At 64.2% G+C, this 25,395-nt stretch carries 24 protein-coding genes; 5 read left to right on the top strand and 19 right to left on the bottom strand.

Annotated features, from left to right (window positions below; genetic code table 11):
• The first annotated feature begins 117 nt into the window (after positions 1-117).
• Positions 118-903 carry an IclR family transcriptional regulator gene (locus ASD99_RS14075; protein WP_056581718.1) on the top strand — a complete coding sequence of 262 codons (786 nt, stop codon included), beginning with the start codon at positions 118-120 and terminating at the stop codon, positions 901-903.
• A 63-nt stretch (positions 904-966) separates the two neighbouring features.
• Positions 967-1,806: an amidohydrolase family protein gene (locus tag ASD99_RS14070; RefSeq protein ID WP_056581712.1), complete on the top strand. Its 840-nt coding sequence runs from the start codon at positions 967-969 to the stop codon at positions 1,804-1,806.
• Positions 1,807-1,827: 21 nt separating this feature from the next.
• On the opposite strand, the gene ASD99_RS14065 is transcribed toward ASD99_RS14070, so the two are convergent.
• The 8 genes from ASD99_RS14065 to ASD99_RS14030 all read right to left on the bottom strand — a co-directional run bounded on the left by ASD99_RS14065 (position 1,828) and on the right by ASD99_RS14030 (position 9,387).
• Positions 1,828-2,799 carry an ABC transporter permease gene (locus ASD99_RS14065; protein WP_057144000.1) on the bottom strand — a complete coding sequence of 324 codons (972 nt, stop codon included), beginning with the start codon at positions 2,797-2,799 and terminating at the stop codon, positions 1,828-1,830.
• A gap of 1 nt (position 2,800) precedes the next feature.
• Positions 2,801-3,751, bottom strand: a complete 951-nt coding sequence (locus tag ASD99_RS14060; protein ID WP_057143999.1) for an ABC transporter permease — start codon at positions 3,749-3,751, stop codon at positions 2,801-2,803.
• Positions 3,748-4,491 (bottom strand): ATP-binding cassette domain-containing protein, encoded by a 744-nt coding sequence (locus ASD99_RS14055; protein WP_057143998.1) that lies wholly within the window; start codon positions 4,489-4,491, stop codon positions 3,748-3,750. Before ASD99_RS14055 ends, ASD99_RS14060 begins: the two co-directional genes overlap by 4 nt.
• Positions 4,484-5,221, bottom strand: a complete 738-nt coding sequence (locus ASD99_RS14050) for an ATP-binding cassette domain-containing protein (RefSeq protein WP_057143997.1) — start codon at positions 5,219-5,221, stop codon at positions 4,484-4,486. Before ASD99_RS14050 ends, ASD99_RS14055 begins: the two co-directional genes overlap by 8 nt.
• Positions 5,222-5,293: 72 nt before the next feature.
• On the bottom strand, positions 5,294-6,481 hold the full coding sequence (locus tag ASD99_RS14045; RefSeq protein WP_057144115.1) for an ABC transporter substrate-binding protein: 1,188 nt from the start codon (positions 6,479-6,481) through the stop codon (positions 5,294-5,296).
• Between the two features lie 25 nt (positions 6,482-6,506).
• Positions 6,507-7,676, bottom strand: coding sequence for an extracellular solute-binding protein (locus tag ASD99_RS14040; protein ID WP_057143996.1), 1,170 nt, complete (start codon positions 7,674-7,676; stop codon positions 6,507-6,509).
• A complete protein-coding gene (locus tag ASD99_RS14035; RefSeq protein ID WP_057143995.1) occupies positions 7,673-8,833 on the bottom strand; it encodes a CaiB/BaiF CoA transferase family protein in 1,161 nt (386 codons plus the stop codon). The genes ASD99_RS14040 and ASD99_RS14035 overlap by 4 nt, the downstream gene beginning before the upstream one ends.
• A gap of 2 nt (positions 8,834-8,835) precedes the next feature.
• Positions 8,836-9,387: a MaoC family dehydratase gene (locus tag ASD99_RS14030; RefSeq protein WP_056581681.1), complete on the bottom strand. Its 552-nt coding sequence runs from the start codon at positions 9,385-9,387 to the stop codon at positions 8,836-8,838.
• A gap of 197 nt (positions 9,388-9,584) precedes the next feature.
• On the opposite strand from ASD99_RS14030, the gene ASD99_RS14025 reads away from it, so the two are divergent.
• Positions 9,585-10,682, top strand: coding sequence for a lactonase family protein (locus ASD99_RS14025; protein WP_156388988.1), 1,098 nt, complete (start codon positions 9,585-9,587; stop codon positions 10,680-10,682).
• Between the two features lie 46 nt (positions 10,683-10,728).
• Here ASD99_RS14025 and ASD99_RS14020 read toward each other — a convergent pair whose 3' ends face one another.
• The 3 genes from ASD99_RS14020 to ASD99_RS14010 form a co-directional block, all read right to left on the bottom strand.
• Positions 10,729-11,712: a Tim44 domain-containing protein gene (locus ASD99_RS14020; RefSeq protein ID WP_056581675.1), complete on the bottom strand. Its 984-nt coding sequence runs from the start codon at positions 11,710-11,712 to the stop codon at positions 10,729-10,731.
• A 72-nt stretch (positions 11,713-11,784) separates the two neighbouring features.
• Positions 11,785-12,078: a zf-TFIIB domain-containing protein gene (locus tag ASD99_RS14015; protein WP_056581674.1), complete on the bottom strand. Its 294-nt coding sequence runs from the start codon at positions 12,076-12,078 to the stop codon at positions 11,785-11,787.
• A 222-nt stretch (positions 12,079-12,300) separates the two neighbouring features.
• A complete protein-coding gene (locus ASD99_RS14010; RefSeq protein ID WP_056581672.1) occupies positions 12,301-13,290 on the bottom strand; it encodes a zinc-dependent alcohol dehydrogenase family protein in 990 nt (329 codons plus the stop codon).
• A gap of 102 nt (positions 13,291-13,392) precedes the next feature.
• On the opposite strand from ASD99_RS14010, the gene ASD99_RS14005 reads away from it, so the two are divergent.
• Both ASD99_RS14005 and ASD99_RS14000 read left to right on the top strand, forming a co-directional pair.
• Positions 13,393-14,295: a LysR family transcriptional regulator gene (locus ASD99_RS14005; RefSeq protein WP_057143994.1), complete on the top strand. Its 903-nt coding sequence runs from the start codon at positions 13,393-13,395 to the stop codon at positions 14,293-14,295.
• A gap of 223 nt (positions 14,296-14,518) precedes the next feature.
• On the top strand, positions 14,519-16,165 hold the full coding sequence (locus ASD99_RS14000; protein ID WP_057143993.1) for an acetolactate synthase large subunit: 1,647 nt from the start codon (positions 14,519-14,521) through the stop codon (positions 16,163-16,165).
• A gap of 51 nt (positions 16,166-16,216) precedes the next feature.
• Here the strand turns inward: ASD99_RS14000 and ASD99_RS13995 are convergent, their stop codons facing one another.
• The 8 genes from ASD99_RS13995 to ASD99_RS13960 form a co-directional block, all read right to left on the bottom strand.
• Positions 16,217-17,386, bottom strand: a complete 1,170-nt coding sequence (locus ASD99_RS13995) for a substrate-binding protein (protein ID WP_027036162.1) — start codon at positions 17,384-17,386, stop codon at positions 16,217-16,219.
• A gap of 42 nt (positions 17,387-17,428) precedes the next feature.
• Positions 17,429-18,130: an ABC transporter ATP-binding protein gene (locus ASD99_RS13990; RefSeq protein ID WP_057143992.1), complete on the bottom strand. Its 702-nt coding sequence runs from the start codon at positions 18,128-18,130 to the stop codon at positions 17,429-17,431.
• 2 nt (positions 18,131-18,132) lie between these two features.
• A complete protein-coding gene (locus tag ASD99_RS13985) occupies positions 18,133-18,837 on the bottom strand; it encodes an ATP-binding cassette domain-containing protein (RefSeq protein WP_056581654.1) in 705 nt (234 codons plus the stop codon).
• Positions 18,834-19,820 (bottom strand): branched-chain amino acid ABC transporter permease, encoded by a 987-nt coding sequence (locus ASD99_RS13980; RefSeq protein WP_056581652.1) that lies wholly within the window; start codon positions 19,818-19,820, stop codon positions 18,834-18,836. The genes ASD99_RS13985 and ASD99_RS13980 overlap by 4 nt, the downstream gene beginning before the upstream one ends.
• The gene (gene urtB, locus ASD99_RS13975; RefSeq protein WP_057143991.1) at positions 19,817-20,674 is read right to left on the bottom strand and encodes an urea ABC transporter permease subunit UrtB; all 858 of its coding nucleotides are present in this window, start codon (positions 20,672-20,674) and stop codon (positions 19,817-19,819) included. Before urtB ends, ASD99_RS13980 begins: the two co-directional genes overlap by 4 nt.
• 4 nt (positions 20,675-20,678) lie before the next feature.
• Positions 20,679-21,800 carry a class II histone deacetylase gene (locus ASD99_RS13970; protein ID WP_057143990.1) on the bottom strand — a complete coding sequence of 374 codons (1,122 nt, stop codon included), beginning with the start codon at positions 21,798-21,800 and terminating at the stop codon, positions 20,679-20,681.
• Between the two features lie 83 nt (positions 21,801-21,883).
• A complete protein-coding gene (locus tag ASD99_RS13965) occupies positions 21,884-24,610 on the bottom strand; it encodes a LuxR C-terminal-related transcriptional regulator (RefSeq protein ID WP_056581643.1) in 2,727 nt (908 codons plus the stop codon).
• Positions 24,607-25,293, bottom strand: coding sequence for a GNAT family N-acetyltransferase (locus ASD99_RS13960; RefSeq protein ID WP_057144114.1), 687 nt, complete (start codon positions 25,291-25,293; stop codon positions 24,607-24,609). The genes ASD99_RS13965 and ASD99_RS13960 overlap by 4 nt, the downstream gene beginning before the upstream one ends.
• Positions 25,294-25,395 lie beyond the last annotated feature (102 nt).

The raw sequence follows: 25,395 nt of genomic DNA, 5'->3' as shown, positions 1-25,395 counted from the left end.
AAGAAGTGCTACATTCATATACAAACAAAACATTCATGGATACGTCAAGGCGAAATTTGTTTCCGCCGGACGCGTTGCTGCGTATATGAAGGGTGAAATTCACTGGAGGGATGAGTCATGGACGACAGCGAAGACGAGCGTTATCGCGCGCCGGCGCTCGACAAGGGGCTCGATATCCTCGAACTGCTGGCGGGCGTTGATGGCGGTCTGACGCAGGCCGAAATCGCCAAGAAACTCGACCGCAGCCCCAACGAATTCTACCGCATGCTGGACCGGCTGGTGCGGCGCGGCTACGTCACCAGGCTCGACGGCGACCGCTATTCGCTGACGCTCAAGCTGTTCGGCCTGGCGCAGTTGCATGCTCCGGTGCGGCGGCTGGTTTCCTACGCCACGCCGCTGATGCGCGAACTGGCCGAGACTTCGCAGCAGGCCAACCAACTCGTTGTTTTTGATCGTGGTTCTGCCGTCGTCATCGGTCAGCAGGAGGCGCCGAACTATTGGGGCATATCGATCCGGGTCGGCTCGCACATCAGCCTGTTCGACACCGGGTCGGGGCACGTGCTGCTTGCCTTCCGCTCGCCGGAAGAGCGGCAGATGATGATATCGGAGCATGTCCGCAGCACCGACAAGACGGCGCAATCGGCCGAGTTCTTCACCCGTCTCGACCAGATCCGCGACCGCGGCTACGAGATGATGGCTTCGATGCAGACCGCCGGCGTCTTCAACCTCTCCGCCCCGGTGCGCAGTTCCGACGGCAAGGCGATCGCCGCGCTGTCGATTCCCTACATCACCGTCGTCAACGCGCCTTCGGCGCCCGACATCACAAGGACGATCGAACTGCTGCTGGTCACGGCTGGAAAGCTGTCGCACCTTGCCGGCTCCGCAGTCGGCTCATCGGCATAAATTCTTATTTGAATGAAGAATTCTTCCGTGAGATGATTTGAAAAGCCGGAGGAGAAGCCAGCCATGATAATCGACACCCATCTGCATCTCATCGATCGCTCGGCCCTGCGCTATCCCTGGCTCGCCGGTGTGCCCGCGCTCAATCGCGATTTCTCCTATGAGGACTACGCCGTGGAGGCGCAGCGTGTCGGCATCGAGCGCGTGCTGCATATGGAGGTCGATGTCGATCCGGCCGACATCGAGGCCGAAACCGTTCGGGTCGAGGGGCTGTCACGGCAGCCCGGCAGCATGCTGGCCGGAGTGATCGCGTCCTGCCGGCCCGAAGAGGCGGACTTTCCCGCCTATCTCGAAAGGCAGCGAGCAAACCCATTCGTCAAGGGCTTCCGCCGCGTCCTCCATGTGATGCCCGACGAGCTCTCGGACGGCGCCGTGTTTCGCGACAACATCAAGCGGCTTGGCGGCACCGGCCTGACCTTCGATCTCGTCGTGCTGCCGCACCAGATTCCCAAGGCGATCGCGCTTGCCGACCTGGCGCCCGACGTGCAGTTCGTCCTCGACCATTGCGGTGTGCCCGACATCAAGGGCAACAGCGAACATCCGTGGCGCGAACACATGAGCGAGATTGCGCGGCGCCCGAATGTGGTGGCCAAGATTTCCGGTGTCGTCGCCTATGCCGATGCCGGCAACTGGGCGGTTGAGACGCTGCGCCCTTACGTTGAGCACACAATCGGTGCGTTCGGCTGGGACCGCGTTGTCTGGGGCAGTGACTGGCCGGTCTGCACGCTTGGCGGCGGGCTGTCGACCTGGGTGGCGGCGACCCATGCGCTGCTTGTCGGTTGCAGCATTGCGGAGCGCGACAAGCTCCTGTCCGCGAATGCCCGCAAGCTGTGGCGGCTCGACTAGCCCAGTTGCGTCGCCGTCGCGTCAGATCGTCGTCGAGACGTGCCGTTCGCGGCCATAGAGCGAGACCAGCAGCACGATGATGAAGCCGAGCGCGGCCTGCACCGCGGACGGCTGGAAGCCGAGGCCGATCAGCAGCGTGTTGATCTCGGTCAGCACCAATACGCCGGCGATCGTACCGAGATAGCTGCCCCGGCCACCGACAAGTGCTGCGCCTCCTACGACGACCGCTGCGATGGTCTGGAACAGATAAGGCTGGCCGACATCGCCATAGGCCGAGCCGGTGAAACCGAGCAGCAGCACGCCTGCCACGGCGGCGAAGAAGGCGCTCGCCGCATAGGTGACGACCCACATGCGAACCGGATCGATCAGCGCCAGCGGTGCCGCGCCCGGATTGCTGCCCAGCGCGTAGAGCCGCCGACCATAGGGCGTCCGATCAAGCACCAGCACGACGAGCGCCGCCAGCACGACCAGGCTTGGCACCAGCCACGGAACCGGCAGTGGCCCGGCCGATCCGCCGATCGACACGAAGCTGGAAACCGCTTGTGGCGCGGAGCCTGAGGGGAAGCCGGCTGTCCACAGCAGCACCAGCCCTTGCACCACCATGCCGATGCCGAGCGTGACGATCAACGGCTGTATGTCGAGGCTGCGCGAGATCAGCCCGTTCAGCCCGCCGATGACGAGCGCCAGCACGCCGACGAGGCCGCAGACCAGGACAAAATTCCAGCCATCGCCATAGAGCTGCGCGGCCACGACATTGGCAAAGCCGATGACGAAAGGTATCGACAGGTCGATGCCACCCATGATGACGACCAGCGTCTGCCCGATCGAGGCCACGGCGAGCAGCGAAGCGAGCACAAGCATGGCGCGTATCGCAAACGGCGCCGAGTAGCCGGGAATGAGAACTGTGCCGGCGAGATGCAGAAGGGCAGCGACACAGAAGGCCCCGACGACGCGGGCGTTGGATGTGGCGAACAGGTTTCGGCGCAAAACCATGTCAGCGACCCCTCATGGAAAAACGTTCCTGAAGCGCGGTCAGCATCACGGCCAGCACCAGTATCGCGCCATAGGCGATCTGCAGCACGAAGGTCGAGACATTGAATGTCGTCAGCACGCTTTGCAGGAGGAAGATGTCGATGGCGCCAATGGCGGCACCGGGGACGCCGCCACGGCCGCCGGCCAGGCTGACGCCGCCAAGCGCGACGGCGGCGATGGCGATCAGCGTGTAGGTCGGCCCGATATTGGGGTCGGCGGAGCCGATGAGCGCGGTTAGCATCAGTCCGGCGCATCCGCTGAAGATGCCGGTCATGACATAGGCGATGAAGCGCACGCGCGTGACATCGACGCCGGCGGTGTAGGCGGCACGGTCGTCGCTGCCGACTGCCATCAGTTGGTCGTAGTAAGGGGTGCGCCGCACCAGCCACCAGGCAATGAACATCAATGCCAGCGGCAGCATCGACAGCGAGCCGGACAGTGCCTTGAGCCAGGCCGGCGCCGGGCCGATCGGCGCTGGCAGGATCGTCAGCGTCACACCGGTCAGGATCAGATAGGTGCCGAGCGTGGCGACGATCGGCTGGATGCGCACGATGGTCGCCAGAAAGCCGTTCGCGGCACCTACCAGCGCGCCGACGAGCAGCGCCGCCGGAACGAGCACCAGGGGCGATGAGATGCCGGCGCCGAGGAACAGCAACTGGATCGCAAAAGCGTTGACGAAGCCCATCAGCGGCCCGACCGAAATGTCGATACCGCCACGGCCGGCGAGGATGACAGGCGTGGAGGCGATGGCCGCGCCGATCAAGGGCGCAGCCAAGCCGACCAGTGCACCCCAGGAGCCCGGCTGGAACCGCCCCGGGCTGAGGATGAGATTGACCGCGAGCAGAATGACCAGCAGCACGACCGCGAAGCCGACGTTTCGCCCAAGGGACAGGAGACGCGCAACAGGGCTCATGCCGCACGTCCGAACATGGCTGATATGACGCTGTCAGTGGTGAGCAGGTCGCCGGCGATCTCGGCCGCGACCTCGTTTTCGCGGAACACCAGCACGCGATGGCACAGGAGAAGAATCTCCTCGATCTCGCTGGACAGGATGACGAGCCCCATACCGTCGGCGGCTAGCGCGCGAAAGACGTCGTAGAGAACGTGCCGCGTCGCCACGTCGACGCCGCGCGTAGGATCGTTGAGAAGCAGGATCGCGGGCTCCAGCGCCAGCGCGCGAGCCAGCAGCACCTTCTGCTGGTTGCCGCCCGACAGGGTGGTGATCGGCGCATCGGGCCGGGGGGCGACGATCGACAATTTTTCACGGTAGATATCGTAGCGCGCCTTGCGCGCCGCCGGGCTGATCAGCCCAAGCCGCGTATCGCGCGGCAGTGTCGAGACGGCGAAATTGTCGAGCACCGACTGCGTCGGAAAAATGCCGTTCGCACGCCGGTCGCGCGGCAGGTAGGCGATGCCGCTGGAGACGGCCTTGCGGAAGCCGGTGATCTTGCGAGGCTCACCGGGCAGGTCGAGCATGATCGAGCCCCCATGCGGCGGCTCCAGGCCAGCCAGCATCTTGAGGAACAGTTCCTGGCCGTGGCCGTCGAGGCCGGCAAGGCCGACGATCTCGCCCGGAGCGACCGCCTGCGTGATCGAGCTGGCGCCGGGCGCAATAATGAGGTCACGAACTGTGAGGGCAGCGCGATCAGCCATGCGCCAGCTCCGCCGCCGTGCGTGGCGCCATCGCCTTGAGAAGTTCCGCAGGTGTCGAGGCGCCGCGCTCTTCGGTGCGCACGACGCTGCCGCCACGCAGGATCGAGATGCGATCCGAAAGCGACATCACCTCATCCATGCGATGGGTGATGAACAGGATGAGGCAACCTTCGCCGGCCAGCGCGCGCATCAGGGAAAACACGGATTCGCGATCGGCGAAGTCGAGCGCGGCGGTGACCTCGTCGAGGATCAGGATTTTTGGATTGCGCACGATCGCACGAGCGAGAACGACAAGCTGTTGTGCTGCGAGCGGCAACAGGCCGGCTGGCATGTCGAGAGACACGTCGGTGACGGCGAAGCGTTTCAGCGCGGCGGCGGCCCGGTCGCGGCGCTCGTTGCGGGGAACGACGCGCTGGACCAGTCGGTCGAGGCCGAGCAGGATGTTGTCCATCACGCTGCGGTCCGGTGCGATCAGCACCTCCTGGAACACCGTGGCGAAGCCTTGCGCCTGAAGCGCCGACGGGCTGGCGCCTGAAAACGGCTTGCCCTGCAGCAGGATCGCGCCGCTGTCCGGCTGGACGATGCCGGACAGGAGCTTGACCATGGTGCTTTTGCCCGAACCGTTCTCGCCCAGGATCGTGTGGATCGTCCCCGCCCGGAACGCGATCGACGCGTCCGCGAGCGCGACCGTCTCGCCGTAGCGTTTGGATATGTTTTTGATTTCAAGCATGTCGCGTTTCGATGCTGGCAAGCCGGCTCCGCGAAGGGAACCGGCTTGCTGAGAGGCTGGTTCGCGCAGGCGTCACTTTGCGCAGGGGTCTGGCACCTTCGAGTAATCCCATCCCTTGGTCGGCGCCGGGTTCGAGAAATAGGCGTCGAGCCATTCCTCCGGCATCGGATCTTTTGGCGGGATCGGGAAGATCGAGACGGCATCGGTCGTCATGCAGTCCTTGTACCAGGCGCCGAGATCGGCGCTGTGCACCGGCGGGATCGGGATCAGCAGCGTGTTCAGCTTCGGCTTCTGGCCGTCGAGCATGCGCTCGCCGACGCGGAACAGCGTCTCGGCGGTCCAGTGCGGCAGCACCGCATGGCCTTCGAAGCGGTACTTGTCGGGGTTGGCCTTCCAGTAGCCCAGCGCATCGCCGGTGATCGAGCCGGTGATCAATGGCGTCGGCCGGCCGGCTTCAGCGAAGGCCTCGGCGACGACGCGGCTTTCGCTGCCGGTCGTCCACACCGCATCGATCGGCGCCGGATTGGTGGCGATCGCCTGCAGCACCACCGTCTTGGTGACGTTGGCCGTCCAGTTGCCGTTGACGTTGCGCGAGATCTTCAGCTTTGGATTTTCGGCCAGCGCCTTGTCCGCGCCCTGGCGCTCCTGCACCACGATCGGGTGACCGGCAATGCCTTCGACGAGCAGGATGCTGGCACCGTCCGGCTGCGCCTTGCCGATCGCCGTCATCATGTCATAGCCCCAGCGCGCATAGTTGGAATCGACATTGATCGCGTTCGGGCTGGTCACCGAACCGGCCGCGGTGATGAACGGAATGCCGGCCTTGGCGGCGGCATCAATGGCATCATCGAGTGCCGTCGCCGAGCCCGGGATCGAGGTGATGATCGAGCACTTCTTGTCGATGAAGGCACGGATCTGGTTGATCTGTTGGCTGGCGTCGTTGTTGGAGTCCGACACCTCGAAGCTGGACACCGTTCCGTCGGCGATCAGCCCGTCGACGAGACGCTTCAGCTCCTTGGTCACCGTCACCCGCCATGGATTGCCCTGGTAGGATTCCGAGTGGCACCACTTCCACGGCTTCGGCGGCGCGGTGAAATTGTCCCAGGCCGAGGGCAGCACCTTCTGCGGCGCGCCGTCATACTGCGCCTTGAGTTCGGTCGGCAGCCCGCCGATGACCCCTTGCACATCCTGCGCAAAGGCGGTCGTTGCAAGCGAGGCAAGCGCCGTTGCGGCCAGCAGGCCGCGGATCATTCCTGTCATCTTGTTCTCCTCCGTTCGGTTTCGTTCAGGCTCCTCCACCGGCAGCGCCGGACACCTGCGTCGGAGAACTTTCCCGAAACAGGCGATTGTGATCGGCAACGACCTCGGCGGCTTTGTGCCGGGAGGTCATGCCGGAAAGGATGCGGTCGGACGCCGCCTGCTGAAACGCCATGTAGCCATCATGGCGTGGCCGCACCCATGCGCCTTCCAGCGTCGCGCGCGTATCCCGATAGAAATTGCCGGTCGCTTCATTGACGGTCTGGTCCTCCCAGGCCGCGGCATGGCCGGGCTGACCGCCGGCAGCGGCATAGGCGCCGCGCTGGACGTCGCCGCTCGCGGCCCAGTAGGCGAAATCGATCGCGGCATCTCTGGCCTTGGAAAAGGCTGATACGGCTATCCCGGTGCCGCCGAGCGCTGAGCCGATGGGGCCGCTATAGCCAACGACCGGGATGTCGGCGAACGCCAGCCGGTTCGCGCGAAAACCCGCCATTGCATAGGAAACGTAACCGTAGATCAGCGGTGCACAGACGATGCGGGAGCCAGCCTCCGCCATGCGCTCCGAGACGGCAATCGGATCCATCTCGAAACACGCAGGTTCGACCAGCGATGCGATCTCGCGCATCGTCTCAAACACTTCACTGCCGGCCTCAAGATCAATGAGATCGTGGGACGGATCGGTTGTGCAGGAATGCCCGAGATTGCCGGCAAGCGTGTAGAACACCATCAGCACATGAGGGGGGCGCAACGGCAGCAGCACGCCGCCTTGCCGGGCGAGATCGAGCACCTCGCTCCAGCGCGCCGGCGGCGCATCGAGCGCATCCGGCCGCCATGCCTGGACTTGGGCCGCCGCGTCGATAGGAAACGCCCATTGCCGTCCCTGCCAAGTGTAGCTTGGATAGGACCGGCCGACACTGCCGGAACTGAGGGCAGCACGCTCCGCCTCGCGGCCGGCTATATCCAGCGGCTCGAGGCAGCGCTCAGCCGTGATCTGGCCGACATGCGGATGGTCGATGACGATCAGGTCATAGGCGCGCGCCAGCTCTTCGACCGGGAAGGATTCGAAATCCTGCAGCGAGCGCTTGTCCCATTCGATGGCAATACCGGTCTTCTGCTCCCAGAGAGAGGAGCAGGCGACCATCGGATCGTAGCCGCGCGGATGGCTCCAGGTCATGCCTTTGAGCTTGGGCGAACTCACAGGCCGAACTCCGCGCGGATTGCAGCACTGTGCTCGCCGATGCGCGGTGCCGCCCGATCGACCTTGGCTCTGACGCCATCGACCCTGAGCGGCGAACTGGTGGTGAGGATCGAGACATCGTCTTCGCGCGTCACCGTCTGCAGCATGTCGAGCGACTGGAAGCCCTCGCTTGCCAGCATCTCCGGCCAGGTCAGCACCTTGGCGCACCAGATGTCGGCGGGTTCGAGGATGGCAAGCCATTCGTCGATGGTCTTGGTGGCGATCCTCTGCGCGATGATCGCCTTGATGTCGTCGCGCGCCGTGAACCACGATGCGGGCTTGTCGCGATAGGGTGCCAGCGCGCTGAGCGACAGCAGATCGGCCAGCTTGGGGATCGGCGTCATGGCGATGGCGAGATAGCCGTCCTTGGCCGGGTAGACACCGTAAGGCGCCGACAGATAGGCATGCGCGCTGCGGAAGTTGGAGCGCTTGGGCAGGCGGCGGCCATCGTTGAGATGCGTCGTCAGCACCTCGAACTGGAAATCGACCAGTGCTTCCAGCAGGCTGGTCTCGATATGGCTGCCCTGGCTGGTAATGCCGCGCCGCACCAGTGCTGCCAGAATGCCTTGCGCGCAGGCCGCACCCGCCAGCATGTCGCCGATGGCAAGTCCGAACGGCACCGGCCCCTGGTCCTCGTCGCCATTCAGCCACATCACGCCGGAGCGCGACTGCGCCAGCAGGTCCTGGCCAGGGCGTTTGACCCAAGGACCGTCCTCGCCATAGCCGCTGATCGAGGCATAGACCAGCCGCGGATTGATCTTGCGGACCGCCCCGTAGTCCAGGCCGAGCCGTTCGATGACGCCCGGCCGGAAATTCTGGATCAGCACGTCAACCTTGGCCAGAAGGCCGCGCAGTACCGCAAGATCCGCCTCGTTCTTGAGGTCGATAGCGAGACTTTCCTTGGCCCGGTTGATGGCATGGAAGATGGTGGAATCGCCGCCGATCTCGGTGTCGCTGAGATAGAGCCGACGCGACAGGTCGCCGCCATCCGGACGCTCGATCTTGATCACACGGGCGCCGAGATCGAGCAGCCTGAGTGAGCAATAGGGCCCGGACAGGAACTGGCTCATGTCGACGACGACGAGACCGGCGAGCGGCAATTCGGCTGCTGCCGGCATCTTCACTTCTCCGTCTTGCCGACGAAGTCGGCCGGGTTGCGGTACTTCACCGTCTGCAGATGCTCGCAATAGAGAACGAGCTCGCCCTCGCCCTTGAACACTTCATAGCTGGCACGGATCAGGCCCATCTCCTTGTAGCGGGGCTTCTTGTCGAGGTTGGAGCGGATCGAATAGATCGTATCGCCAATGAAGACAGGCTTTATGAAGCGGAGCTTGTCGTAGCCGTAGGAAAAGGCGTTGACGCAGTTGGTGGCGACCAGCCCCAGGCCGGCTGAAAAGACGAAGGCGCCGGCGATCAGTCGCTTGCCGAAAATACCTTCGCTTTCGGCAAACATCTGGTCCTGCACATAGGGGTGGATGTCCAGCACCAGCGTGTTGAACAAATGGCTGTCGCCTTCAGCCATGGTCCGTCGCAACGACCGGATTTTCTGGCCGACCGGCCAATCCTCGTAGAACCAGTTCTCGGCATTCCACACCGGCAGCGCGGCATGGTCCTCGGGCATGTCTTTTGGGTGCGTCGAGGCGACGCCGACGGTGGGCGCAAGATCGTTCATGGCCGACACCGCCAGCCCTGCGTGGAGCGCGTCTTAGCTGTCGGAGAACGCATCAAGGCGTCGAAATGCAAGACGTTTCCTCCCGTCAATCTTCTTTTGTAAATAGTATTTTCACATATGGGGTTGCGTTGCAAGCGTGAACAGGCGAAATTTTGGCTGGTCCCGCGCCCCGAAGCGGCGGCGGGGCAGGGGAGGAAATCATGCGTGCCTGTCTGGTCTTTGTCGGCAGCCTGAACCGGGAAGCGCCGTATTTTCAGGGCGCGCGGGGCGTCGGTCTCGGCGTCTACAGCTTTGACGAGACGACGCTGGAAACACGAAAACTGGCCGAGACCAATGAGGTCGACAACCCGACCTTCCTGTCGGTGACGCCGGACGGCTCGCATCTCTATGCCAATTCGGAAGTCTTCAACTGGCGCGAGGGCACCGTCTCCGCCTACAGCTTCGATCGAGCTTCGGGGACACTCATTTATCTGAACAAGCAGCCGTCGCTCGGCAGCATCACCGCCCATAACACCATCACCCGTGATGGCACGAAGCTGCTGGTCGCCAACTATGGCATGGGCGAGGGCGGCCCGGATCGAGCCGTGGCTGTCTATGGCTTCGACAAGAGTGGCGCGCTGTCGGCGCCGCTGGCCAGCGTTTCGCATTCCGGCACCGGCCCGAATGCGGCGCGGCAGGAGCGCTCGCATGCCCACAGCGTCACCGAAACCATTGCCGGTGGCATGGCCATCGTCGCCGACCTCGGCATCGATCGGCTGGTGTCCTACCGTATCGGGCACGATGGCAGCCTGAGCAAATCAGCCGAATCCGCTTTGCCGCCGGGTGCCGGCCCGCGTCATCTTGCCTTGCATCCGAACGGTCGCTTCGTCTTTGTCATGAACGAGCTGGATTCGACCATCGTGTCGATGGCGCTGGACGAAGCCACCGGCAAGCTGTCGATCATCGATGCAAAGCCGGCAGTGCCGGCCGAGGCGCGCGACAGCAATCATTGCGCCGATATCCAGATCGCTTCCGACGGCCGTTTCGTCTACGGCTCCAACCGTGGCCACGACAGCGTGGTCATCATGGCGGTCGACCAGAACACCGGCGCGCTGAGCCTGGTCGGCTATGTCCCTTGCGGGGGTGCGACGCCGCGCAACCTGGCGCTGACGCCGTCAGGCGGCCATCTGTTCTCGGCCAACCAGAATGGCGACCGCATCTCGATCTTCGCGCGCGACGCCGACAGCGGCATGCTCACCGACACCGGGCGCGCCATCGAGATCGGCACGCCGATGTGCGTCAAGATCGCGCGTTGAACGACCGCAACTCCGCATCGAAGCCTCGGACATAACCGGCCGGGGCTCAAGCCTGTTGTATTGCCGAGAGCTTCCAGCTCGATCCATTCTCACGCACGAATGTCCACAGCTCAGTCGTCTCTGTCGGATGGTCCTCGTCGCCCGCGACGACTTTGCCACTGGCCCGTTCGCGCATCACGTCACGAGACTCGTAGCGCAATGCGGCCGTGGCGTAGTCGCGCTCATCCTCGCGCCAGCTTTCCGCGATGTCGGCCTGCAGCAAAGTAATGTCCGTTACCTCGTTCCTGAGACCTTTCTGGGCATTGTCTGCCAGCTCTTCCGACAGATAGGACACCATTTCGGGGGTCGTCGCCCGGCGCAGAGCGGCATGGTCTTCGCGCCCGAATGCTTCCTGGACATCGGTCAAAAGCTGCTGGAATGCGTCGAGGTCGGTCTGAGCCAGCGTGATCTCCTCAGAGCCGGTGGCCGGAGAGCCTCCGCCCGAACCGCCGCCGAAGCCGGGAATTGTGAAGGAGCCTGCAGTCTGCTGCTGTGCCGTTGCGCGGTTCTCAAATCGCGAAGCCTGGGCATTGCCGGCACCGGCGAGCGCCGGGGCAGGACCACGGGCCGATTGCGAGCGGAAGAACCTGATAGCCAGCATGATCGCACCACCGATGAGCAGCGCCTGAAGCAAGAAGCCGAACATGCCGGCGAGGCCGCCGAAGCCTTGGCCCACAAGCAGGCCGATCAGGCCGCCGAGCAGCAGACCGCGCATCATTGTTCCACCGAAGCCGCTCATGAAGCCGGGTCTCTGCAAGCCGGCCGGTTGCCGGGCCGCGTTGTTCACACCGGTGTTGGGCGTCATCGAACGCTCGACCGGAGCGGTCGGCGCTGGCGCGGTCCTGGTCGGCGGTGCCGATTGGAACGTACGCATGCCACGACTGCCGAAACTGCCGCCGCGACGAGCCTCGGCATGATCCATCGCGACCATCGAGAATGCCAGGAACAGTCCTGCAAAGAGGGCGGTAAATCGGCTTGTGCGAGTCATCATCGGGATGGACCTTATCCATGTGGTTTCGGAAATCTTCTGTAAACGCCCGCACGCGTATCGGGCGTCATGCGGTCAATCGAACAATTCTTCGAAGAATGATTTCTTGCGCTTCGGATAACGGTGGCCCTGCGAGCGGGAATAATCGTCATCGCGGCCCTGCCCATGTTGCGGCTGGGAGAATGCTGCCGGCTGCGGCGCGGGCGACGCCCCCCTGCCGGAACGCTCGATGATCTTGTCGAGTTCGCCTCGATCAAGCCAGACGCCGCGGCACTGCGGGCAGTAATCGATCTCGATACCCTGGCGTTCGCTCATCACGAGCGCGACGCGGCAGGAGGGGCAAACCAAACCAGGGAGGGAAGATGTCATATGGGGCTCCAAACCAAAGGAATGAGCCCGCTTGACCGAAAAGGATGGAAACGGGCCCGTTAAAGCGGTCCGACATCACAATCACCAGAAGCGATCGTCAGAGGGGCCCGGCCCGCACGAGACAGTTAGGAATGCGGAGCCGCGCCTTCAAGGGCGATCTTGCCGGCAAGAATGAATTGTTCGCCATCGCGGCTGGTGTCTGAAGACGAGGATGGTTGCTGCTTAGAGCGTCACCACGATCTTGCCGAACTGCTCGTTCGATTCCAGATAGCGATGCGCCTCGACGATCTGGTCGAACGCAAAGGTCCGGTCGATGATCGGCCTTAGGGTCCCGGTCTCAAGTCCTTCGAAGATGAACGCCTTGGCGGCCTCCAGTTTGGTCGGGTCGCTAGTGATCTCGTGGACGAGGTAGCCGCGCAGCGTCAGCCTCTTGGCCAGCACGGCTGACAGCGGGAACGGCGTCGGCTCGCGGCTGAGGCCGCCATATTCGATGAGGATGCCGCCACGCGACATCGCCGCTGTCAGGGACTCGAAGATCGGGCCGCCGATCGGATCGAACACGACGCGCACGCCTTCAGGCCCTGCGATCTCATTCAGCCGTGCCGTCAGACCCTCCTCAGCCAGGACCACGACTTCAGCCGCACCGGCGTCGAGCAGCGTCTGCTTCTTCGCCGAAGTCCGCGTCACCGCGATCGCGGTCGCGCCGACCCTGTTGGCGATCTGGATCGCGGCAAGCCCGACACTGCTCGATGCCGCGGTGATGACGACATGGTCTCCGCTGTGCAGCTTCGCGATGTCGATCAGGGCGCCATAGGCGGTGAGATACTGCATCCAGACGGCCGCCGCCGCTTGCCAATCAAGTGACGGGGGATTCCTCACGACGAGTCCGGCGGGATAGGTCGCAAGCTCGCCATAAGCCGGCCAGCGGATCATCGATTGCGGTGGGATGACACTGACGCTGTCGCCTGGCGCGAAATCCTCAACACCTTCGCCCACCGTCTCGATGACACCCGCCGCCTCGAGGCCAAGCCCCGAGGGCAGCTTCGGCGTCTCGATATAGGCGCCAGCACGCAGCAGCGCTTCGGCGCGATTGAGGCCGAGCGCCTTGACGCGGATTTGAACTTCGCCGGGACCCGGTCGGGGAACTTCGACATCCTCGATGCACAGAACCTCGGGGCCGCCATGCTGGTGAAAGCGAATCATGCGTGTCATTCGGGATACTCCAAATCATCTGAACCGAATGAGCTATGCAGCTGGGCTTTCCGGGGATAAATGGCTGTAGGAGGAGAACAATAGAAACCAGGAGTTTTGAATATGGATCGGCTTGAGAGCATGGCCGTGTTCGTCAGGGCCGTTGACCTCGGTTCGTTCGCGGCCGCGGCAGTCGCACTCGATCTGTCCGGACCGATGGTCGGCAAGCATGTCCGGTTTCTCGAGGAACGGCTGGGCGTGCGGCTGCTCAACCGGACCACGCGCCGGCAGAGCCTGACCGACTTCGGCCGTGCCTACTATGAACGCTGCCGCCTGGTGCTGGCCGAGGCCGAGGCCGCCGACGCGCTCGCCGCCGACCAGTTCTCCGAACCGCGTGGCAAACTGCGCGTCACCATGCCGGCGCATTTCGGTCGCCACTGCGTGACCCCAGTGCTGCTGGGGCTGGCGCGGCAATATCCGATGCTGGAACTGGACCTTTCGCTCAGCGACCGCTTCGCCGACCTTGCCGAGGATGGCTACGATCTGGCGATCCGGACCGGCACCCTTGACGACAAGGCAGGCGTGATCGCGCGCCGCGTCGCGCGCCAGGGCATGGTCGTTTGCGCCGCGCCCTCCTATCTGGAAACCCATGGCGAACCGCGGCGGATCGAGGATCTCGCCGACCATCACGCCATCGTCTACCGCCGGGTTGGCCAGATCGTTCAGCCGTGGCTGTTTGCGCGCGAAATGCAGCCAGCTCTGGAGATCATGCCGGTCGGTCGGATACGCCTCGATGATCTCGATGCCATCGCCGATGCGGCCGTCGACGGCATGGGACTTGCCTGGCTACCCTATTGGCTGGTCCGCGATCGCCTTCAGGCCGGCGCATTGGTGGCGCTGTTGCCGGATGAGCCGCGCTTTCTCTACGACTGCTACGCGCTTTGGCTGAAGACGCCACATCTGCCGCTGAAGGTGCGGCTTGCCGTCGACGCGCTGGCGGCTGCCTTGCAGAAATCGATGGCCTAACCTTGGCGTCCGCCTCTCGGTGAGGATCGCGCCGATATTCCTTGACCTTGGCACGGTCAACGATCAGTTCATCGCCGCCATCACCCGTCGACAACAAGGACACAATTCGGGTTTCTTCTGCAAAGCCGGTAAAAGAGTGCACACTTCGGGTCTTTGAGGCGTCGCGTTCCAGTGCCATATGAAAGTGGCTGACGGATTGAGCGCATTGCGGGAGAGACGGTCTATGACCAAAGGTTCGGATCTGTTCGTCGCGGCCCTCGAAAACGAAGGGGTCGAACGGATTTTCGGCATTCCGGGCGAAGAAAATCTCGATATCGTCGAATCCATCCGCCGCTCCTCGATCCAGCTGATCCTGACCCGCCACGAGCAGGCGGCGGCCTTCATGGCCGCCACCTATGGCAGGCTCACCGGCAAGCCGGGTGTCTGCATCACCACACTTGGCCCCGGCGCGCTCAATCTGACAACCGGTTCGGCCTATGCGCTGCTCGGCGCGATGCCGATGATCATGATCACCGGCCAGAAGGGCATCCTGTCATCCCGGCAGGCGCGCTTCCAGATCGTCGACATCGTCGCGGCGATGAAGCCGCTGACCAAGCTGTCGCGTCAGATCGTCTCGCCGAAGATGATCCCGTCGCTGGTGCGCGAAGCCTTCCGTGTCGCCCAGGAAGAACGCCCAGGCCCCGTGCATCTGGAGCTGCCGGAAGACATTGCAGCGGCGGAGTGCGAATCGGTCGCGCTCGTGCCGACGCATCCCGTCGAACTGCCCCTGGCCAGTGCGGTCGCGCTCGATCGCGCGGCCCGGATGATCATGAAGGCCAAGCGTCCGCTGTTGATGTTCGGCGCGGCGGCGTCGCGGCCGCGCTCGACCTCCGACCTCGCGCAGTTCGTGTTGCGCACGCAAATTCCCTACTTCACCACGCAGATGGGCAAGGGCACCGTGCCTGGCGGAACCGAGCTCTACATGGGAACGGCGGCACTTTCGGAGCGCGACTATGTGCACGAGGCCATAGAGCAGGCCGATCTGATCATCACCATCGGCCACGACACGGTCGAGAAACCGCCCTTCATCATGGGCGCCAAGGAGCCTGAAGTCATCCATGTCGGCTATCAGTCCGCGGATGTCGAGCAGGTCTATTTCCCGCAAGCGGAGATTGTCGGCGACCTCGGGCCTTCGCTCAAGCTGCTGGCGGACCGCATCGAGGGCAACATCCCCAACGCGCAGGCTTTGCTGCCGCTGCGTGAAGGTATTTTGAGTCGGATCGCCGCGCGCGCCACCGAAGATCGCTTCACGCCGCAGCGCATTGTGCATGACGTGCGCGCCGTGATGCCGGCCGACGGGATCCTCGCCCTCGACAACGGCATGTACAAGATCTGGTTCGCGCGCAACTACCGGACGCGCATGGCAAACACGATCCTGCTCGACAATGCGCTGGCCACCATGGGCGCGGGCTTGCCGTCCGCGATGATGGCGGCACTGCTCTATCCGCAGCGCCGTGTCATGGCGATCTGCGGCGATGGCGGCTTCATGATGAACAGCCAGGAATTGGAGACCGCCGTCAGGCTCAAGCTCAACCTCGTCGTCCTGCTGCTCGAGGACCACGCCTACGGCATGATACGCTGGAAGCAGGCGGTCGACGAGTTTCCGGATTTCGGCATGACCTTCGGCAATCCGGATTTCGTCAAATATGCCGAGGCCTATGGCGCCAAGGGGACCAGAGTTGGCGCGATCGCCGAATTGCGGCCAACGTTGGAACAGGCCTTCACCGGCGGCGGCGTGCATCTCGTCGTCGTGCCGATCGACTATTCCGAGAACACCAGAGTGCTTGTCGACGAGTTGCGCGAGCGGCTCCCTGCGCCCCAGGCATCCTGACGGCGGCAACAATGCCGCCGTCAGGGTTGCCTGGAACTGGTGCCGAAGCGCCTAGACCTTGCAGTAGGGCGTTACCGGGGCGATGGTGCCGAAATCCTTGACGATCTCGTAGCCGATGCCGTCGGCCGCCGCCTTGCCGACATAGGAATGGCACAGCGTGTGGTTGTTGGTGGCGTCGACGCGGATCTTGCCTTGCGGTGCGTCGAACTCGATCGACGGCAGCGCGGCCAGCACATCGTCGTCCTTCAGCGATCCGGCCTTCTCTGCGGCCAGCGCGTAGAGATGAAGGCCGTTGTAGCCGGCCTCGCCGATGCCGTTGACCATCTTTTCCTGGCCGAACTTCTCCCGGAAGCTCGAGATGAACTTCTTGTTGACCGGGTTGTCGAGCGCCATCCAGTAGGGCTGCGGCGCGTAGGTGCCGGCGGCCACGCCCGGCGGCAGCGCGTCCTTGTTGAAGACCTCGTCGAGTGGCGCGATCAGCGGCTGCTTGATGTCGAAGCTGCGATACTGCTTGAGCTGGGTGACGGCGTCGTTGCCGACCACCATCGACCAGACGACATCGGGCTTCAGCGACTTGATCTTCTGGAAGGCCGGGCCGAAATCGGTGGTGCCGAACGGATAGTAGTCGGCACCGATGATCTTGCCGCCGGCCTTCTCATAGGCCGCCGTGATCGCCTCGGTCATCTTCTGCGGCCATGCATAGTCCGAAGCCATGACATAGATCGTCTTGCCCAGGGTCTCGGCCACCCATGGCATCATCGGGTCGACCTGCTGCATCGGGATCGGTCCGGTGGCGACGAAGTAGCGGTTGCATTCACCACCTTCGAAATTGGTCGGGTAGAAGAACAGCTTCTTGGCCTTCGAGGTGACCGACAGCGTCGCGCTGCGCTCCGGCGAAATGATCGTGCCCATGATCACGTCGACCTTGTCTTCGTTGATGAGCTTGCGCGCCTTGTCGATGGAGCCCTTGGTCGTGGTCTGGTTGTCTTCGATGATGAGTTCGACCTGGCGCCCGCCAATACCGTTCGCGGCGTTGAGCTCGGCGGCGGCGAGCTTGTAGCAATTGAGCAGCGTCTCGCCGAGGATCGCCTGCAGCCCGGTGATCGGGATCGACAGGCCGACCTTGACTGTGTCTGCGGCGCGCAGGATCGACGGCGCGCCGACGATGGCGAAGGCGGCTGCAGCGCCGCCGGATTTCAAGACAGTTCTTCTGCTTATCATTGTTGTGTTCCCTTCCAGTCCCAGGCGCGCCCCATGCACGCCTTACAAAGCCAACAGGTCCTTCAGCAGGGTTTCGTCGGCGAACGCTTCCGGTGCGCCTTCATGGACAATCCTGCCCTTCTCCATCACCAGGCAGCGGTCCGCCGCCTTGAGAACGAGATCGAGATTCTGCTCGACGAGAACGATCGCGATGCCGCGCTCGCGGGCGATGCGCGGCACCAGTTCCGCGATCGACTGCACGATGTTCGGCTGAATGCCTTCCGAGGGCTCGTCGAGCAGCAGCACCGAGGGCAGGCCGCACAGCGCGCGGCCGATCGCCAGCATCTGCTGCTGGCCGCCCGAAAGCGTGCCGGCGACCTGCGCTTCGCGTTCGCGCAGGATCGGAAAATAGCCGAAGATGTCGGCCGGAATGCCGCCGTCGCTACGGTCCTTGGCGGCGCGGGTGCCGACTTCGAGGTTTTGCCGCACCGTCAGCTGGTTGAAGATGCCACGGCCCTGCGGCACATGCGCGATGCCCGCCCGCGCGCGGCGGAAGGCCGGCGCATTGGTTAGGTTCTGGTCGCCGAGGATTATCGCGCCACCGCTCGCCCGCAAGCCGCCGGCGATGACGCGCAACAGCGTCGTCTTGCCGGCGCCGTTGCGGCCAAGCAGGCCAACGACTTCGCCGGGCGCGACACTGAGGTCGATGCCGTTCAGCACCGGGAGCAGACCGTAGCCGGCGGAGACCGCCATTGTCCGGAGCATGGTCAGCGCCTCCCCAGATAGACGTCGCGGACCATTTCGTCGGTCTCGATGTCATGGAAAGGGCCGTTGCGCAGCCGGCGTCCCTGATGCAGCACCAATGTCTCGCAGTTCAGCGCCCGCACGAAGCGGATGTCGTGCTCGACGGCGACGATCGAGAATTCGCCCTTGAGTCGCAGCAGCATGTCGGCCGTCGCCAACGTCTCTTGCGGTGTCATGCCGGCGGTCGGCTCGTCGAGCAAAAGCAACCGTGGCTCGATTGCCAGCGCCATGCCGATCTCCAGCCATTGCTTCTGGCCGTGTGCGAGTTCGCCCGCCAGCGTAGCAGCACGGTTGGTGAGCGCGACCAGTTCCAGCAGTTCGCCAACCGAGCGCACAGGCGAGGGCGCGCCCCAGCGCGCGACCTTCAGATTGTCCTCAACCGAGAGGCTCGGGAAGACAGACGGGATCTGGAACTTGCGGGCGATGCCGAGCCGGGCGATGCGGTGCAACGGCAGGCCGGCTATGTCTTGGCCGAGGAAGCGCACGCTGCCGCTGGTCGGGCGAAGCGTGCCGGTCAGCACATTGAGGAACGTGCTCTTGCCGGCACCGTTCGGCCCGATGATGCAGCAAAGCTCCTTGTCTCGTACGGTGAGGTTCAAGGCTTCCAGCGCCTGCAGCCCGCCAAAGCGGATGCCGACATTTTCGGCCTGGAGCAGGATGTCGCTCATTGCGCGCGCCTCCCGCCTTTGAACAGGCCTTTCAGCCGCGCGTAGATCGACAGGATGCCGTCCGGCAGGACGAAGACGATGATGACGAAGACGCAGCCGAGCAATAGCGGCCATAGGCTCGGGTTGAAGCTGCTGATCGTCTGCTGCGCCCGTTGGATGAAGATGGCGCCGAGCACCGGCCCAAGCAGCGTGCCGCGCCCGCCGACCGCCACCCAGACGATGACTTCCGTCGACAGCAGCAGTCCGGACAGATCGGGCGCCACCAGCCCTGCCATGCAGACGTAAAGGGCGCCGGCAAGTCCGGCGATCGCCGCCGACAGGACGAAGGTCACGAGCAGCCGCAACGGCGCATTGTGGCCGAGCGCTGCCGCGCGGACTTCATTGTCCTGGATGGCGGTCAGCACCGTGCCCCAGTGGCCGCGGCTGATCGACCACAGCGCCAGCACGGCCACCGCGACGATGGCCGAGACGAAAATGTAGCTGGGCAAGTCCTGGCTCAGATCGACATGCAGCCCGCCGAGATCGAACTCGATCGGCGGGATCCCGATCAACCCGCTATCGCCGCCGGTGACCGAACTCCACGAGACTGCAGCCTGCTGGCAAATGACGCCCATCGCCAGCGTGACGATGGTGAAATAGCTGCCCCGAATGCCGCCGAAGAACAGGAAGTAGCCGATGATGGCGGCGACGAAAGCAGCACCAGTGACTGCGCCGGCAAGGCCGAGCAGGCTTCCGAAGGGAATGGCGTCGTTGAGCGTGACCAGCGCCATGATGTAGCCGCCAATGCCGAAAAAGGCGGCGTGGCCGAAACACAGGATCCCGGTGCGGCCCCAGAAGAAGTCGAGGCTCGCCGCGAACAGGCCGAAGATCAGCGCGTCGCGGATCACCGTTAGCTGGTAGCCATCGGCGAACAGGGGATAGACGACCGCGAGCACCACGCAGACAACGAAGACCAGCAGCCAGTTGCGGTCGCGGGCGATCATCGCGACGCTCCATTGAACAGGCCGTTGGGCCGCAGACGGACAGCGACGATGGCCGCGAGCAGCACGATCGCCTGCGCCAGTGATGGCGAGATCTGGTAGTTGAGGACGCTGGTCAGCCCGCCGACGAAGACGCTGCCGGCGACGAGGCCGCCGATCGAGCCGACGCCGCCGACAATGACGACGAAGAAGGCGTTGGCGAGATAGTTCACCCCCATCTGCGGCAGCACGATCGCCAGCGGCGCGACCAGTCCGCCGGCAAGCCCTGCGATGGCCGCGCCGAAGGTGAAGGCGATGGCGTAGGTGCGTCGCGTGTTGATGCCGACGCCCTCGGCCATCTCGCGGTTCTGGATGACGGTGCGGATGTCGAGCCCGAAGGATGTCCGGCTGATCAGCAGGATGACTCCAAGCAAGGTCAGCATGGCGATGCCGATCAGGATCAGCCGGTAAGCCGGATAGACGGTGAAGAAGAGATCGAGCGTGCCCTCGATCGGCGGCGTCACCGGTTTGGCACCGAGACCGAAGGTCAGTTCCAGCCCTTGCTGCAGGATCAGGCTGACGCCCCAGGTGGCAAGCACGGTCGAGACTGGCCTGGAATAGAGATGGCGGATGATGGCGAACTCGAGGATGCAGCCGACTACCGCGCCGGCGATGGGCGCCGCGGCCAGGCCCAGCCAGAACGAGCCACCCACGCTCTGGATGAAATAGACCGCGAAGGCGCCGACGGTGACGAACTCGCCATGCGCTAGGTTGGTCACGTTCATCAGCCCGAAGCTGATCGCCAGCCCGAGCCCGACCAGCATAAGGATGCTGATCAGCGTCAGCGCATTGAGAAGCGTGGTGATGACAAAATCCATCGCGTCAGGCCGCACTGGCGAGGCGTTGGCGCAGGCCGGCGAGCAGCCCCTCTGCGGCGTCGATCACCGCGGCCTGGTGCGGCTGCAAATCTTGCCCGGCCCATTCGTCGATATGCTCCGACAGCGGGTCGACCACCTCGGTGCGGTGATTGGCCAGCGTCTCGATCACGGCATGGCCGCAGAACGGCACATAGCCTTCTGAGTAACCGCCTTCATGGGTCATGATCAATCGACCGTTCGATGTTTCGGCGGCCAGCGCCACCATCCGCGCGGCGAGCCGCCGGAAGCACTCGCTGTTGAGCATCATGCGGCCGAGCGGATCAAAGCCGGACGCATCGAAGCCGGAGGCGACGATGACGAAATCCGGCCTGTAGGCGCGCAACGCCGGGGCGACGACGCGGTCGAAGGTCGCTTCATAGGCGCCGGTCCCGCTGCCGGCGGGCAGCGGGATATTGATGTTGTAGCCTTCGCCGGCGCCCGTGCCGTTGTCGGCCAGCGCGCCCCGCCCGGTCGGGTAGAGATTGTCCTGATGCAGGGAAATGGTCAGCACCGACGGGTCGGAATAAAACACCCTCTCGGTGCCGTTGCCGTGGTGTACATCCCAGTCGACCACGGCGGCGCGGCCGAGCAGGCCTTCGTGCTGCAGCCGGCGCACGGAGACGCCGATGTTGGAGAACAGGCAGTTGCCCATCGCCTGGTCGGGTTCGGCATGGTGCCCCGGCGGCCGCGCCAGCGCATAGGCATTGTCGACGCGGCCGGTCAGAACGGCGCGCATGGCGGCGTAGGTGGTGCCGGCCGACAGCAGGGCGATGTCGAAACTGTTGAGGCCGATGGGCGCCTGCGGCCCGGCGAAACCGGAGCCGCGCTCGCTGAGCATGCGGATATCGTCGACATGGCGTTGCGTGTGCACGCGCAGCAGGTCCTCGACCGAGACCGGCTCCGGGATGATCGGCACCAGATGGCGCGACAGGCCGCTGACCTGGATCAAATTGTTCAGCCGGCGCTTCGAGCCGGGCGATTCCAGATGGCGGCCGGGTTCCACGAAACGGCCGGGAGGCATCATGTCGGCGCTGGAGCCGGTGTCATGCCACATCAGCTGTTCGTGAAAAACGTAGCCTGTCGCCATCCGCAGCGTCCTCTGAAAACCCGGTGACGCTAGCAGGCTAACGATCATGTGGCCCGACCCGAAAGAGGGGTTAAGCCGGTTATCTATGCCCCTCCTTTCGGAGGGGTATGGGCGCCTGCGGACCCTTGCGTGGCGCGCACCGCCTGGACTCGGTTGGTCACCGCCAGCTTGCCGAAAATGTTCTTCAAATGCCATTTCACCGTGGTTTCGCTCACCGACAATGCAAGGGCGATATCGCGATTGGACATGCCCTCGGCGAGATAGCGCAGCAATTCGGCCTCGCGCTGGGTGAGCTGTTCCTTCTCAACGGCTGGTGCGGCCAGCTTGCGTGTCGCCACGGGCATCGCCTGCGCGGCGTCGATGATGCGCGTCGCATAGGCTGACAGTGCGGGATCGGTCTTTGCCTGAGCCGCACGCAGGCGCATCAACCCTTCGACCACAGACCTTCCCTCGTCGACGAAGGAACGGATGAAGCCGGAGGGCTGGGCAAGGCGCAGCGCGCCGAGCAGAGTGCGGTCGGCCTCGCGTTGGTCATGGGCGGCGCTGGCTGCCTTGGCGCTCAGGATCAGCGCCAATATATGGCGGCGCATGCGCCCGCTGCTTCGCGTTCGCTCCAGCAGCGCGTCGAAGACCCGCGCGGCATCGGCATAGGATTTCTCAGCGGTCAGCAGGCGGCCCTCGGCAAAGAACTCGAACTCGTTGGCGGTGGTGATGATGGTCGACGCGTCGGCCTCTCCGCCGCGATGCTCGGCCAGCAGCGCGCGCGCCTCGGCATTGCGGTTCTGGTCGAGCAGCACGCGTATGCGATCATGCATGATCATCGATGCCAGGCGGCGATACACCGTGCCGCGCACGCGTTGATAGACGCGCTCCAGCATATCCAGTGCTGCTTCGGTGCGACCGGTCAACTGCAGCACGCGGGCGTAGGTCGGCACGCTGGCCAAGGGATAGACGATGACCGCCGCGCCTTCGATCTGCGGGCCGAGATTCTCGACCAGGGTCAGCGCCTCGCCCGATGCATTGGTTTCATAGGCAAGCTCGGCAAGCAGCGTTCCGGCCAGGGCCTCGGCATAGGAGTTTGCACCGATCCGCGCCCTGGCCTCGATGATGGCGTTGCGCAGCAGCCGCTCTGCGGCGGGCAGGCGGCCCGCCGAACGCTCGACGACGGCCATGTAGCAATTGGCAATGGTGACGCCGAGCAGGCTACCGCTTCGCTCATGCGCCCGTCGCGCCGCATCGATCGCGGCGCGCGCACCTTCGAGGTCGCCCAGCGCATAGAGATTGTAGCCAATGACATTGGCGGTCGCGCCCTCCATGAACCAGGCATCGGGCGCGATGACGCGCAGGGCCGCAAGTGCCGTGTCGCGCGCCTGATCGAACTGCTCCAGCGTGCTGTGCACGGCAGCGGCGAGAACCACGAGCTCGGCCTCGATCGTGGTTCCGGTCATGGTGCCTGGGTCACTGCTGTCAGCCGGTCCGGTCTCGACCAGCTTGCGCGCATTGCTTAGCGTCTGTTGGGCAATCTCGGGCTGGCTGCTGTGCACCGCCAGCCACAGCACGACGAGCTGCAGCCGGATGCGCTGGTCGATCAGTTGCCTCGGCAGCAGCGCCAGCAACTGGCGTACGTAAAGAAGCTGGCACTGGGCGATGAGGTCGAGCGCATTGTTCTCCACGAACACCGCCGCGCGAGCCTGGTCGCCGGCGGCCAGCGCGTGCCCGATCGCCTCGGTCAGCATCTTGCGCTCGCCGAACCATTCGGCGGCCGCCAGATGCAACGGCGCGATCATTTCCGGTTCGCGCCGTTCCATTTCGCGGGTGAGGAAATCGTGGAACAGATGATGATAGCGGAACCAGCGCCGTTCTTCGTCGAGCGGCACCAGGAACAGGTTGCGCGTCTCGATTTCGGTTATCGCCGCCTCGGCGTCGGCCGCCCGCATCACCGCCCGGCAGGCCTCCGCGCTGAAGCGTTCGAAGATCGAACTGTAGAGCAGAAACTTCGCGATCGCCGGCGGCAGTTCCAGGAACACTTCGCCCATCAGGAAGTCTGCGACGTTGCGGTTGGCGCCGGTGAAATTGCCGATGACGGTTTCAGGTGCATGCGCGGCACTCAGTGACAGGGAGGCCAGTTGCAGGCCGGCGGCCCATCCTTCTGTCCGTGAACACAAGGTTTCCACCGTGCCGCTGCTGACGCTCAGGCCCAGCTTCTCGTTGAAGAAAGCTTCGGCTTCGGACGAGGCGAAACGCAGATCGTCGGGACCGATTTCGAAAACGTCGCCAAGCACCCGGAGCTTGCCGAGCTGCAGGTCGGGCAGGCTGCGCGAGCCGATGACGAAGGCGACGTTGGCCGGCGCCTGCCGGGTCAGGCGCTCCATGAACCGCTTCACCGCCGGCGCCTCGACAGCGTGGTAGTCGTCGAAGAACACGGTGATGTCGGCCTCGCGCGCCGCCAGACCCGCCACCAATGCTGCGAGCACGACATCGAGCTGCGGTATCGGGCTCGACTGGAAGGCGAGGTCGAGCTCGGCAGGGCTCTGGACCAGATGGCGCAGCGCGCCCACCAGATGCGACAGGAAGGCGCCCTCATCATTGTCCGTCGCCTCGCACGACAGCCATGCCGTCAACCGGCCGTGGCGCGCGACTTCCGCAGCCCATTGCGCCATCGTCGTCGACTTGCCGAAGCCCGCCGGCGCGGCGAACAGCACGATGCGCGTGTCGATATGGCGCTCCAGCATCGACAGAATGGTCTCGCGGCGCACCCATCGGCGATGCTGCGGCGACGCTTGGCTGACGGATTGCGGACCTGTTCTCATCTAGGTCGCGCAACCTGTCGGTTCTCCGAGGAGAGCGAGGCTCCTTTGCCATTGCTCCACTCCGCTTCGATCAGGGGAATCTGCGGTGCGGCATCGCGCGGCAAGGTTCCCTTGATCCGGGGATCGTCGACTATTTCAAATCCGGTCGCGAAGGGCACGAACCCGCAGGCACTGTAGAAGCCGATGACGCTGTGATGATCGAAGCTGCTTGTATGCAGCCAGATACGGTTAGGGTTAAGGCGCCAAGCGAGATCCAGAGCGCCGGCCATCAGCCGCTTGCCGAAACCTTTGCCGGTCAGGGACGGGAACAGGCCGAAATAGGTGATCTCGATCTCGCTGCTGTCAGCGACGACGAATTCAACCATGCCGAGATGGGCGCCGGTCTCGTCATGGCCGTAGTAGAGATGCTGGCGCGGGTCGGCAAAATGCGCCGCAATCTCGGCGTCAGACATTTCGGAAACGCGATCCCACAGCCAGGGCGCGCCGATCTCGAGAAAGATCGCCCGATACGAAGCGCAGTCGGGCATGGTGATCCGGGTCATGGCCAAGGGCTTTGCGAGACCGGGCTGCGGCGCGCGCGCCTCCATCCACGTCACTGCATTGGCGAGCTTGCCCGCCGGCAGGCGCCAGTAGCCAGTGGCGAGATCGGTGATGTTGGCCGGCATCGTGTCTTCGCTGATCAAGTCATTCCTCGTCATGTCTTCCAGACAGCAGTATCGGCTTGCTGCATCCGATGCCAACTCCCCAGCAGCGTGGCGGCATCGAACGGCAAGCTCTGGCCTGAC

The sequence above is a fragment of the Mesorhizobium sp. Root695 genome, assembly GCF_001428185.1.
Classification (GTDB): Bacteria; Pseudomonadota; Alphaproteobacteria; order Rhizobiales; family Rhizobiaceae; genus Mesorhizobium.
This window is presented reverse-complemented; position numbering and strand designations above follow the sequence as displayed.

Excerpts from the sequence above, each read along its gene's own strand:
- ASD99_RS13970 (WP_057143990.1), bottom strand. The coding sequence starts at position 21,800 with ATGGCGACAGGCTACGTTTTTCACGAACAGCTGATGTGGCATGACACC.
- ASD99_RS14000 (WP_057143993.1), top strand. The coding sequence starts at position 14,519 with ATGACCAAAGGTTCGGATCTGTTCGTCGCGGCCCTCGAAAACGAAGGG.
- ASD99_RS13965 (WP_056581643.1), bottom strand. The coding sequence starts at position 24,610 with ATGAGAACAGGTCCGCAATCCGTCAGCCAAGCGTCGCCGCAGCATCGC.
- ASD99_RS14005 (WP_057143994.1), top strand. The coding sequence starts at position 13,393 with ATGGATCGGCTTGAGAGCATGGCCGTGTTCGTCAGGGCCGTTGACCTC.
- ASD99_RS14065 (WP_057144000.1), bottom strand. The coding sequence starts at position 2,799 with ATGGTTTTGCGCCGAAACCTGTTCGCCACATCCAACGCCCGCGTCGTC.
- ASD99_RS14030 (WP_056581681.1), bottom strand. The coding sequence starts at position 9,387 with ATGAACGATCTTGCGCCCACCGTCGGCGTCGCCTCGACGCACCCAAAA.
- ASD99_RS13990 (WP_057143992.1), bottom strand. The coding sequence starts at position 18,130 with ATGCTCCGGACAATGGCGGTCTCCGCCGGCTACGGTCTGCTCCCGGTG.
- ASD99_RS14020 (WP_056581675.1), bottom strand. The coding sequence starts at position 11,712 with ATGATGACTCGCACAAGCCGATTTACCGCCCTCTTTGCAGGACTGTTC.
- ASD99_RS14045 (WP_057144115.1), bottom strand. The coding sequence starts at position 6,481 with ATGACAGGAATGATCCGCGGCCTGCTGGCCGCAACGGCGCTTGCCTCG.
- ASD99_RS14050 (WP_057143997.1), bottom strand. The coding sequence starts at position 5,221 with ATGCTTGAAATCAAAAACATATCCAAACGCTACGGCGAGACGGTCGCG.
- ASD99_RS14035 (WP_057143995.1), bottom strand. The coding sequence starts at position 8,833 with ATGCCGGCAGCAGCCGAATTGCCGCTCGCCGGTCTCGTCGTCGTCGAC.
- ASD99_RS14055 (WP_057143998.1), bottom strand. The coding sequence starts at position 4,491 with ATGGCTGATCGCGCTGCCCTCACAGTTCGTGACCTCATTATTGCGCCC.
- ASD99_RS14070 (WP_056581712.1), top strand. The coding sequence starts at position 967 with ATGATAATCGACACCCATCTGCATCTCATCGATCGCTCGGCCCTGCGC.
- ASD99_RS13985 (WP_056581654.1), bottom strand. The coding sequence starts at position 18,837 with ATGAGCGACATCCTGCTCCAGGCCGAAAATGTCGGCATCCGCTTTGGC.
- ASD99_RS14010 (WP_056581672.1), bottom strand. The coding sequence starts at position 13,290 with ATGACACGCATGATTCGCTTTCACCAGCATGGCGGCCCCGAGGTTCTG.
- ASD99_RS14075 (WP_056581718.1), top strand. The coding sequence starts at position 118 with ATGGACGACAGCGAAGACGAGCGTTATCGCGCGCCGGCGCTCGACAAG.
- ASD99_RS13995 (WP_027036162.1), bottom strand. The coding sequence starts at position 17,386 with ATGATAAGCAGAAGAACTGTCTTGAAATCCGGCGGCGCTGCAGCCGCC.
- urtB (WP_057143991.1), bottom strand. The coding sequence starts at position 20,674 with ATGGATTTTGTCATCACCACGCTTCTCAATGCGCTGACGCTGATCAGC.
- ASD99_RS13980 (WP_056581652.1), bottom strand. The coding sequence starts at position 19,820 with ATGATCGCCCGCGACCGCAACTGGCTGCTGGTCTTCGTTGTCTGCGTG.
- ASD99_RS14015 (WP_056581674.1), bottom strand. The coding sequence starts at position 12,078 with ATGACATCTTCCCTCCCTGGTTTGGTTTGCCCCTCCTGCCGCGTCGCG.
- ASD99_RS14060 (WP_057143999.1), bottom strand. The coding sequence starts at position 3,751 with ATGAGCCCTGTTGCGCGTCTCCTGTCCCTTGGGCGAAACGTCGGCTTC.